At 62.2% G+C, this 8,964-nt stretch carries 11 protein-coding genes; 3 read left to right on the top strand and 8 right to left on the bottom strand.

Going from position 1 to position 8,964, the window contains the following annotated elements; translation table 11 throughout:
- Positions 1–6: 6 nt before the first annotated feature.
- The gene (locus tag MOV63_RS24065; protein WP_247037673.1) at positions 7–480 is read right to left on the bottom strand and encodes a GNAT family N-acetyltransferase; all 474 of its coding nucleotides are present in this window, start codon (positions 478–480) and stop codon (positions 7–9) included.
- Positions 481–521: 41 nt separating this feature from the next.
- On the bottom strand, positions 522–1,451 hold the full coding sequence (locus MOV63_RS24070; protein WP_247037675.1) for a GNAT family N-acetyltransferase: 930 nt from the start codon (positions 1,449–1,451) through the stop codon (positions 522–524).
- 152 nt (positions 1,452–1,603) lie between these two features.
- Here MOV63_RS24070 and MOV63_RS24075 point away from each other — a divergent pair, with 152 nt between their 5' ends.
- Together MOV63_RS24075 and MOV63_RS24080 are read left to right on the top strand one after the other, a co-directional pair.
- Complete coding sequence (locus MOV63_RS24075; RefSeq protein WP_247037677.1) at positions 1,604–2,539, top strand: tyrosine recombinase XerC; 936 nt, start codon at positions 1,604–1,606, stop codon at positions 2,537–2,539.
- An 80-nt stretch (positions 2,540–2,619) separates the two neighbouring features.
- Positions 2,620–3,699 (top strand): TraB/GumN family protein, encoded by a 1,080-nt coding sequence (locus MOV63_RS24080; protein WP_247037693.1) that lies wholly within the window; start codon positions 2,620–2,622, stop codon positions 3,697–3,699.
- A 16-nt stretch (positions 3,700–3,715) separates the two neighbouring features.
- Here MOV63_RS24080 and MOV63_RS24085 read toward each other — a convergent pair whose 3' ends face one another.
- Positions 3,716–4,204, bottom strand: a complete 489-nt coding sequence (locus tag MOV63_RS24085; protein WP_247037679.1) for a cytochrome b — start codon at positions 4,202–4,204, stop codon at positions 3,716–3,718.
- 236 nt (positions 4,205–4,440) lie between these two features.
- Between MOV63_RS24085 and MOV63_RS24090 the strand changes: the two genes are divergently transcribed.
- Positions 4,441–4,833, top strand: a complete 393-nt coding sequence (locus MOV63_RS24090) for a GFA family protein (RefSeq protein WP_247037681.1) — start codon at positions 4,441–4,443, stop codon at positions 4,831–4,833.
- A gap of 75 nt (positions 4,834–4,908) precedes the next feature.
- Here MOV63_RS24090 and lpdA read toward each other — a convergent pair whose 3' ends face one another.
- The 5 genes from lpdA to odhB all read right to left on the bottom strand — a co-directional run.
- Positions 4,909–6,315 carry a dihydrolipoyl dehydrogenase gene (lpdA, locus tag MOV63_RS24095; RefSeq protein ID WP_247037683.1) on the bottom strand — a complete coding sequence of 469 codons (1,407 nt, stop codon included), beginning with the start codon at positions 6,313–6,315 and terminating at the stop codon, positions 4,909–4,911.
- Between the two features lie 25 nt (positions 6,316–6,340).
- Positions 6,341–7,093, bottom strand: a complete 753-nt coding sequence (locus MOV63_RS24100) for an SDR family oxidoreductase (RefSeq protein ID WP_247037685.1) — start codon at positions 7,091–7,093, stop codon at positions 6,341–6,343.
- A complete protein-coding gene (locus MOV63_RS24105) occupies positions 7,090–7,539 on the bottom strand; it encodes a hypothetical protein (RefSeq protein WP_247037687.1) in 450 nt (149 codons plus the stop codon). Before MOV63_RS24105 ends, MOV63_RS24100 begins: the two co-directional genes overlap by 4 nt.
- A gap of 55 nt (positions 7,540–7,594) precedes the next feature.
- Positions 7,595–8,011, bottom strand: a complete 417-nt coding sequence (locus MOV63_RS24110) for an MAPEG family protein (protein WP_247037689.1) — start codon at positions 8,009–8,011, stop codon at positions 7,595–7,597.
- A 15-nt stretch (positions 8,012–8,026) separates the two neighbouring features.
- The coding region (gene odhB, locus MOV63_RS24115) for a 2-oxoglutarate dehydrogenase complex dihydrolipoyllysine-residue succinyltransferase (protein ID WP_247037691.1) at positions 8,027–8,964 on the bottom strand (938 nt) is incomplete at its 5' end.

Below are 8,964 nucleotides of genomic sequence, written 5' to 3' on the forward strand. Positions count from 1 at the left end.
CCATTCCTAGTCGGAGAACGGGTCTAGCCGAAGAATGGCGGGAAAAACGTCGCTCAGGTGCAGGGTGTGCGTATAGCTCTCGCCCGTCAGCGGCTGAAACCCCATGGCCTGCCAGAAACTGATGGCATCGTCGCTGCCGGCATGGACCGTCACCACCGGCGCGAAGGAGCGGGCGTGTTCGAGCAGGTGTTCGGCAAGACGCCTGCCAATCCCCCTGCCCCGGTATTGCCGCGACACATAAAAGCGGCGCATCCGCAGCCAGTCGACCCGCGACGGCTCGACCGTCATCCCGCCGACGGCGATCAGCCGCCCCTGATCATGGGCGCCGAGCAGGCTTTCACCGCGTCGCTCGAAGCGATTGATCCCCGCAGACCATTCCTCGGCGATCCGCAGGATGTGGTTATAACCGTCTTGCCTGGCGGTCTCGGCGAGCATCACGATATCGCCCGCGAGCGGGTTGCCGAGTGGAGCAATCACCACGCCTATGTCCGGTCGAGCTGTATCCGCGGGGTGCATGTCCTTCATGCCGCCGAAGCCGTCTGCGATTTCTCGGCAGGCTTGAACGTCGCGTCGCCATCGGCGGCAAGCTCGAACACCGTGTGCTGTTCAAGCGCCTTGGTGACCTCCGTCATATCGCCATCCAGCGCGCTCGGCGGGATCATCTGGCCGACGGTGAAATCGAAATGGTCGCCCTTCTTGTTGAGGAGTTCGTAGAACACCGTCATGTCGCGCAGCTCCGTCGACCATTTGGCAAACCAGTAGAACAGGCCGGAATTGCGCGCCCGCATGTGGATCGGCAGGATCGGCATGTTGTATTTACGCGCCAGGCTGACGGCGGATGTCTTCCACGGGCGCTCGTTCAGTTTGCCCTCCGCCCAATAGGCGATGCGCCCCGAAGGAAACAGCACCATCACCTTGCCGTCCTCGACGGTCTTGTTGGTGAGAACCAGCGTCTCGCGCGCCTTGAGTTTGGTCTTGTGCTCCTCCCGCCATTCAACGGGAATGATCATCTCGGAAAAACGCGGATTGACGCGCACCGCATCACGGTTGGCAAAAACCATCATGTCCGGACGCCGCGCCTTCAGGAGGTCGAAGACGGCAACCCCATCGGCAATCCCGGTCGGATGGTTGCTGACGAGAATGAAGCCGCCCTTTTCGGGAATGCGCTCGGCATTGGCGACCGTGACATCCAGCTTCAGGAGGTTGCTCATGTATTCGAAGCACTGGAAGCCGTTGAGCGTGGAGATGTCGTTGGCGAATTTGATCGCCCGACCGTAGCGCAGCAGCGTGTAGAGAAACGGCCGCATCACCGGCCAGAGCGGGTTCTGCACGATCCGCTGGCCGCGTTCGGCAATCAGCGTGTCGACGATGTGACCAGGTCTGCCTTGTGAAACGAGGGCGATTGTTTCCGCGAACTGTCCAAAAGTGGTCGTAGAATCACGGCGCGCCATAGAAACTCCCGCAGGCAGGACCTGCTTGGTATCGCAGCCCCGTATGATCGAACGATGACATCGTTACCCAGGACTAAGGCAGGTTTAGGGATTTCGTAACGGCGTCCAGAGCAATCTGGGGCGCAACCTCTCGAAATTCAACGGGTCAGATCTTGAACGAACTGCTGATTATCGCCGCGCCGGATCTGACCGAAAAACGCAAGGAATGGCTGGAGAGCCTGGCGAGCGAGCGCCGGCTTTCGGACAACACGCTCGATGCCTACGAGCGCGACACGAGGCAGTTCTTGACGTTTCTAACCGGACATCTGGCAGGTCCGGCGAAAATCTCAGATATCCACACCCTGCGTCCGGCCGACCTGCGCGCCTTCCTGGCAGCCCGCCGCCGCGAGGGTTCGGGCGCGCGGTCGCTCGGCCGGCATCTTGCCGGGCTTCGTTCATTTCTTCGTTATCTCGAGCGCAAGGGCCTGGTGAACGCCGCGGCCGCCGGTGCAATCCGCGCTCCGAAGCAGCCAAAATCCCTGCCGAAGCCGCTGACCGACAGGCAGGCGCTCAATCTCGTCACCACCGGCGCGCAGCTACAGGAAGAGCCGTGGATCGCCGCCCGCGATGCCGCCGTGCTGACCCTGCTCTACGGCTGCGGCCTGCGCATCTCGGAGGCGCTCGGCCTCCGCCCCATCGACCTGACGCCGGGTGCAACGACGCTGCGGATCACCGGCAAGGGCGGCAAGACCCGCCTCGTGCCGCTGCTCCAGATCGTTTTCGACGCCGTGGAGATCTACAAGAAACTCTGCCCCTATCATCTGGAAGCAGAAAAGCCGCTCTTCCGGGGCGCCCGCGGCGGTCCATTGCAGCCGGCGATCATCCAGCGGGAAATGCAGAAGCTCCGGAGCGCCTTCGGCCTGCCGGAGACAGCCACCCCGCACGCGCTGCGGCACTCTTTCGCCACACATCTGCTTGCCGGCGGCGGCGATCTGCGCACCATCCAGGAACTGCTCGGCCATGCCAGCCTTTCGACAACCCAGGTCTATACCGGCGTCGACTCCTCCAGATTGCTAGAAGTCTACGACCGCGCCCATCCCCGCGCCTGAACGAAGTTTTAACCAGTTGCGTTAAGCGCTTGTGCAGCCGCCATCGCTAATATGTCGGCAACTTTCAGACGGATGACATGATGACTCCCGCCTTTGCCTCCCCCACCGGCGCTTTGATGAAGCACGCCCAAGGTTTCATGCTGTGGCTGATCGCGGCCGCGCATGTCGCAGCGCTCGCCTCTCTGCTTCTCATCCTCGGCTCATTGTCCCCGGCACGGGCGGAAACGCCGGCCTGTGACGGCAAGAACCTTCTCGCAGAGATGAAGGCCGAAAAATCGCCGCTCTACGACCAGATCGTCGCCGAGGCCGCCAAGGTGCCGAACGGCAAGGGCACCTTCTGGAAGATCGAGAAGGACGGGCTTCAACCCTCTTACCTGCTCGGCACCATGCACGTCTCCGACCCGCGGGTGTTGAAAATGCCGCTCGGCGCCGCTGAAGCCCATTCCAAGGCAAAGACCATCATCATCGAATCCGACGAGGTCATCGACGAAAAGAAGGCCATGGCCAAGATGCTGGCCAAACCGGAACTGATGATGTTGACGGATGGCAACACGATCGATTCGCTCTTGCCCAAGGACGATGTCGCGCTGCTCGAAACCGGTCTGAAGGCACGCGGAGTGCCGCTCTCGGCCGTCTCGCGCATGCGGCCGTGGATGCTGATGGCGCTCGTTTCCGTGCCGGCTTGCGAGCTCGCCCGCAAGGCGCAGAACGTCGCCTTTCTCGACAAGAAGATCGCTGAACAGGCCACCGCCGAAGGCAAACCGGTCAGGGGGCTGGAAACGCTCGAAGAACAGGCGGCGGCACTCAACGCCATCCCGATCGAGCTTCACCTCAAGTCGCTGATCGAGACCATCAAGCTCGGCCGGCGCGTCGACGACGTTTTTGAGACGCTGACCGACGTCTATCTCTCAGGCAATATCGGCCTTGCCATGCCGATGCTGAAAGCCGTGGCACCCGACGGCACCGAAGACGAGGCCGGATACGGCGACTTTGAAAACCTTGTGGTGAGCAAGCGCAATCATGTCATGGCCGATCGGGCGGCTCACATTCTCGACCAGGGCGGCGCCTTCATAGCTGTCGGCGCCCTTCACCTGCCGGGCGAGGAAGGCCTTGTCGAGCTCTTCCGGAAACAGGGCTTCAAGGTGACGGCGGTCAACTGACGCCGTCCATTCGTCGTCAACCGCTCGTCATCCGCTTCAGCGCATCGGTCTTCCAGTAGAACTGATGCACCAGCGCCCCGCCGATATGGGCGACGATCAATGCCCACATCAAAAGTTTCAGCGGCCCCGTATGGACGAAGGCGGCAGTCTTGTTTCCAAAATACCACGCGCCGATGCCAGCCAGCGGTATAGCGATAAAGAGCGCGTAAAAAGCCCAGTGGCTGATCTTCGCCACCGCCCGCAGAAGCGGAGGCTCTTGCCGCGGCTCCGGCGGAACACCTTGCACCAACCGCAGACAGAGCCGGATCAGGCCGAGAACCAGCACTCCGATGCCGACATAGACATGGATATTCGCCGAGCTCACCTGCTCCGGCGTCAGTGTTTGACCGCGGAACATCAGCCGCCCGGCAGTCTCCATGGCGTCGGTGAAAAGCAGGTTGAACAGGATCAGCGCCGCCATCAGCCAATGTAGGATACGCTGCGGAACTGTGAAGGAGGAAGCCATTTTCTTGACCTTTTTCAGAAGGTTAGAGTGATGGAATCCAATCTAGGTCCGTTTGCCGGATGCTCAAGCAAAAGCGGCAATCCTGTCCAAGATTTAATCCTGGAATTGACCAATCGTAATTCCAGGCCGTGTGTTCCGCTGGAAGTGATCATCATTATCGTCCGGTGACGGCAATTGCACCGAAGGCGCTGGTCGGTGTAAAAATTCGCACCGCTTGATCTTGGAGGAAACGCAACATGGATCGATTTACCGGCGGTTGCCTGTGCGGCAACGTGCGATTTGTGGCGTCGGGACTGCCGTACCGGGTCGGCCTCTGTCATTGTCTCGACTGCCGCAAGCATCATGGAGCGCTTTTCCACGCTTCCGCGATATTTCCGCAGGATGCGGTAACGGTCGATGGCGAGACACGCGATTACGCCGGGCGGTTTTTCTGCCCCCGCTGCGGTTCCTCGGTTTTCGCACGCACCGGGGACGAGATCGAAGTCAACCTCGGATCCCTGGATGCCCCCGACCAGCTGACGCCAACCTACGAAAGCTGGATCATCCGCCGAGAGTCCTGGTTGCCGCCGTTTCCGCTCGCCAGGCGATACGAGCGCGATCGTGATGCCACGGGCCGTTTCGAGGGGTAGACCTCCCAAACGGCGAAAGGGCAGGACGATGTCCCACCCTTCCCGATCATACCGGCATGAAAGCGCTGGAGGCGTTCACATATGGATCGGCTTGAAGAAAGTCGCGAGCGCTGCCTCCTTGACCGCTTCCGACATCGTCGGATGGGCATGGCAGGTGCGGCCGAGGTCTTCCGACGAACCGCCGAATTCCATCAGCACGGCGATCTCGTGGATCATTTCGCCGGCGCCGAAGCCGACAATATGGCCGCCGAGAACCCGGTCGGTATCCTTGTCGGCGAGGATCTTCACGAAGCCGTCCGTCGCCAGCATGGCGCGGGCGCGGCCGTTGGCGGTGAACGGGAACTTCCCGACCTTGTAGGCGATGCCCGCAGCCTTCAGCTCTTCCTCGGTCTTGCCGACGGAGGCCACTTCCGGCTGGGTGTAGACGACGCCCGGAATGACGTCGTAGTTCACGTGGCCGTGCTGGCCCGCGATGATCTCGGCGATCGCAACGCCCTCGTCTTCAGCCTTGTGAGCGAGCATCGGGCCGCGAACGACGTCGCCGATCGCATAGATGCCTTCGACATTGGTCTTGAAGTGGCCGTCGATCTCGACGCGGCCGCGGTTGTCGAGCTTGACGCCCGCTTCCTCCAGGCCGAGGCCCGCCGTGTAGGGCTTGCGGCCGGTGGCGATCAGCACGACGTCGGCTTCGAGCGTCTGGGCGTCGCCGCCCTTGACCGGCTCGTAGGTGACCTTGGCGCCAGTGGCTGTCTTTTCGACGCCGGTGACCTTGGCATCCGTGCGGATGTCCATGCCCTGCTTTGCCATCATCCGCTGGAACTGCTTGGAGACTTCGCCGTCCATGCCGCCGAGCAGCTTGTCGAGATATTCGACCACAGTCACCTTGGCGCCGAGGCGCGACCAGACCGAACCGAGCTCCATGCCGATGACGCCGCCGCCGACCACGATCAGGTGCTGCGGCACCTTTTCAAGCGCGATGCCGCCGGTGGACGAGATGATCACCTTCTCATCGATCTCGACATTGACGCCTGGAATGCCCGCAACGTCGGAGCCGGTGGCGATGACGATGTTCTTTGTTTCCAATTCCTGGACCTTGCCGTCGTCGCCGGTCACGGAGACCTTGGCCGCCGAGACGATCTTGCCGGTGCCGATGAAGCCGTCGATCTTGTTCTTCTTGAATAGGAAGGAGACGCCGTCGACGTTCGACTTCACCGTCGCGTCCTTGTGGGCCATCATCTTTTCAAGATTGAGTTTTGGCGCGGAAACCTCGACGCCGAGCGCATCCATGCCGTGGGCGGCGTGGGCGAACATTTCGGAAGCGTGCAGCAGCGCCTTGGAAGGGATGCAGCCGATGTTGAGGCAGGTCCCGCCATAGGTGGCGCGCTTTTCCACGACCGCGACCTTGAGGCCGAGTTGGGCAGCCTTCACCGCGCAGACGTAACCGCCGGGGCCGCTTCCGATGACGACGAGATCATATGCCATAGTTCTTTTTCCTTCTCTTCATCTCTTAGCGCCCGCCGCTCACGTCGAGTATGGCGCCGGTTACATAGGAAGCCGCTGGCGACAGAAAATAGAGGGCGGCATCCGCCACTTCTTCCGCCCTGCCCGGCCGTTGCATGGGAACGCTGGGCGCCATGTCGCGCGCCCGGTCCGGCAGGCCGCCGGACGCATGGATATCCGTGTCGATAATGCCCGGCCGGATGGCGTTGACGCGCACGCCTTCGGTCGCGACTTCGCGCGCCAGGCCGACGGTCAACGTGTCGATCGCTGCCTTTGAGGCCGCGTAGTCGACATATTGCCCCGGAGAGCCGAGCTTGGCGGCCATCGATGAGATGTTGACGATCGCGCCACCCTTGCCGCCATGTCTCGTCGACATGCGGCGCACCGCTTCCCCGGCACACAGGATCGAACCGGTGACGTTGATCCGCATCATCCGCTCGATGCGTTCGGTGCTCATCTCGTCGATGCGCTGCGGCATGTCGACGATCCCGGCATTGTTGACCAGCCCGTCGAGCTGCCCAAAATGTCGGTCGACCGCCTGAAACATCGCGACGATCTCCGCCGCATTGCCGATATCGGCCTGGACCGCTATCGCCTCGCTGCCGGCGGCCTCGATTTCCGAAACCACCTTTTCAGCCGCCTGCCGATTGGCCGCGTAGTTCACCGCCACCCGCCAACCACGGCTGGCGGCCATCAGCGAGACCGCCGCGCCGATACCGCGGCTTCCGCCGGTCACCAGGAGAACGGGGTTTTCGCTCATGCCTTGCATTCCTTGAATTCGTAAAGGTCCCAGGGGACCTGTTTCAGACCGCTCTTGCCCCACAGCGTCGAATGGCGGATCGCCGGGCCGAAGCCCGGCATCAGGATCGCGTCCGGTGCCTGGGCATCGGCCGCGCCCAATATGTCGATATGGCCGGTCGCTACATCAAGGGCATAGGGTACGCCGGTCCAGACCGTGCAGGCTCGAAGTTCGGCGCCGGTCGCATCACCCTGCGGGCAATTGTTCGTCACCATGCCACCCGGACGCTTGGATTCCTCGTCATACATGACGTTGCCGTCGAGCTTCAGCTTGCCCCCGGTGATCGTGAAGAGATGGCTGACCACGGCGGCGTCCGAACCGACAGGCTTGAACGACAGCACGGTCCCGGCAGTCGCCTCGACGAACACGGCCTTCTCGATGGCGCATCGCTCGGCAGCTATCGCCATGCCCGGCACCAGACAAAGTATCGGAAGCCATGTTTTCAAGGATGCGGTCATGGCGTCACCGGAAAAGCGCGATGGTCATGGCGAGAAGCCCGATCAGGCTCACCGTCCAGACGAGGGAGCGGATATAAGGCACGCCGCCCATATAGAGTGGGATATAAACGACCCGAGAGATCAGCCAGATCCAGCCGCCGATCAGCCCCCATCCGGAGGCATCGTCGCCGGCAAAGGCGACGCCGAGCAGAAGCCCGACGAAAGCCGGATAAGTTTCCTGGAAATTCTTTGAGGCACGCGCGGCACGTCCCGCGAACTTGTCCCTCGGCGCCAGTCCCTCATCCCGCGGCCCTGCGTTCCATTCACGGCCAAGCTCGCGAGTGGAAAGCGTACCCTGCAACAGAACGTGGAACACCAGCAGGACAACGCTCAAGGCCAGCAGCGTCATGTATGGCGTTGCGGTGACCCCGAGCGTTTCCATAGGTTCGTTCCCGTCTTAGAGATCGAGAACCAGGCGTTCCGGATCTTCGAGGCTTTCCTTGACGCGCACCAGGAAGGTCACGGCTTCCTTGCCGTCGACCATGCGGTGATCGTAGGAGAGCGCGAGATACATCATCGGGCGGATGACGATCTGGCCGCCGATGACGACCGGACGGTCCTGGATCTTGTGCATGCCGAGAATGCCGGACTGCGGGGCGTTGAGGATCGGCGAAGACATCAGCGAACCGTAGACGCCGCCGTTCGAGATGGTGAACGTGCCGCCCTGCATGTCGGCCATCGAGAGCGCGCCATCACGGGCAAGCTTGCCGAGGCGGCCGATATCCTTTTCGATTTCGGCGATCGACATCTGGTCGGCATTGCGCACGACCGGAACCACGAGGCCCTTGTCGGTGCCGACGGCGACGCCGACATGGCAGTAGTTCTTGTAGATGATGTCGGTGCCGTCGATCTCGGCGTTGACGGCCGGCAGTTCCTTCAGCGCGTGGGTCACCGCCTTGGTGAAGAAGCCCATGAAGCCGAGCTTGACGCCGTGCTTCTTCTCGAACACGTCCTTGTAGCGGTTGCGCAGGTCCATGACCGCCTTCATGTCCACCTCGTTATAGGTGGTCAGCATGGCGGCGGTGTTCTGGGCATCCTTGAGGCGGCGGGCGATCGTCTGGCGCAGGCGCGTCATCTTCACACGCTCTTCGCGCGACGCGTCGTCGGCCGAGGAAACCGGACGCGGTGCCGCCGGAGCGGCAGGCGCCTGTGCCGGAGCGGAAATGCCCTTGGCGACGGCAGCGATCACGTCGCCCTTCAGAACCTGGCCACGCTTGCCCGAACCATCGATATCAGCAGTCGAGATGTTGTTGTCCGCAGCGACCTTTGCAGCAGCCGGAGCCGGCGGCATCGAGGTCGCGGAGGCAGAGGCGCTGGCGGCGGCAGCGACCGGCG

Origin of the sequence: Neorhizobium sp. SHOUNA12A (genome assembly GCF_023006505.1) — a bacterium.
Classification (GTDB): domain Bacteria; phylum Pseudomonadota; class Alphaproteobacteria; order Rhizobiales; family Rhizobiaceae; genus Neorhizobium.

Bases quoted from the DNA above. Each gene is read 5' to 3' on its own strand.
- MOV63_RS24110 (WP_247037689.1), bottom strand. From the start codon at position 8,011: ATGGAAACGCTCGGGGTCACCGCAACGCCATACATGACGCTGCTGGCC.
- MOV63_RS24070 (WP_247037675.1), bottom strand. From the start codon at position 1,451: ATGGCGCGCCGTGATTCTACGACCACTTTTGGACAGTTCGCGGAAACA.
- lpdA (WP_247037683.1), bottom strand. From the start codon at position 6,315: ATGGCATATGATCTCGTCGTCATCGGAAGCGGCCCCGGCGGTTACGTC.
- MOV63_RS24080 (WP_247037693.1), top strand. From the start codon at position 2,620: ATGACTCCCGCCTTTGCCTCCCCCACCGGCGCTTTGATGAAGCACGCC.
- MOV63_RS24100 (WP_247037685.1), bottom strand. From the start codon at position 7,093: ATGAGCGAAAACCCCGTTCTCCTGGTGACCGGCGGAAGCCGCGGTATC.
- MOV63_RS24085 (WP_247037679.1), bottom strand. From the start codon at position 4,204: ATGGCTTCCTCCTTCACAGTTCCGCAGCGTATCCTACATTGGCTGATG.
- MOV63_RS24105 (WP_247037687.1), bottom strand. From the start codon at position 7,539: ATGGCGATAGCTGCCGAGCGATGCGCCATCGAGAAGGCCGTGTTCGTC.
- MOV63_RS24090 (WP_247037681.1), top strand. From the start codon at position 4,441: ATGGATCGATTTACCGGCGGTTGCCTGTGCGGCAACGTGCGATTTGTG.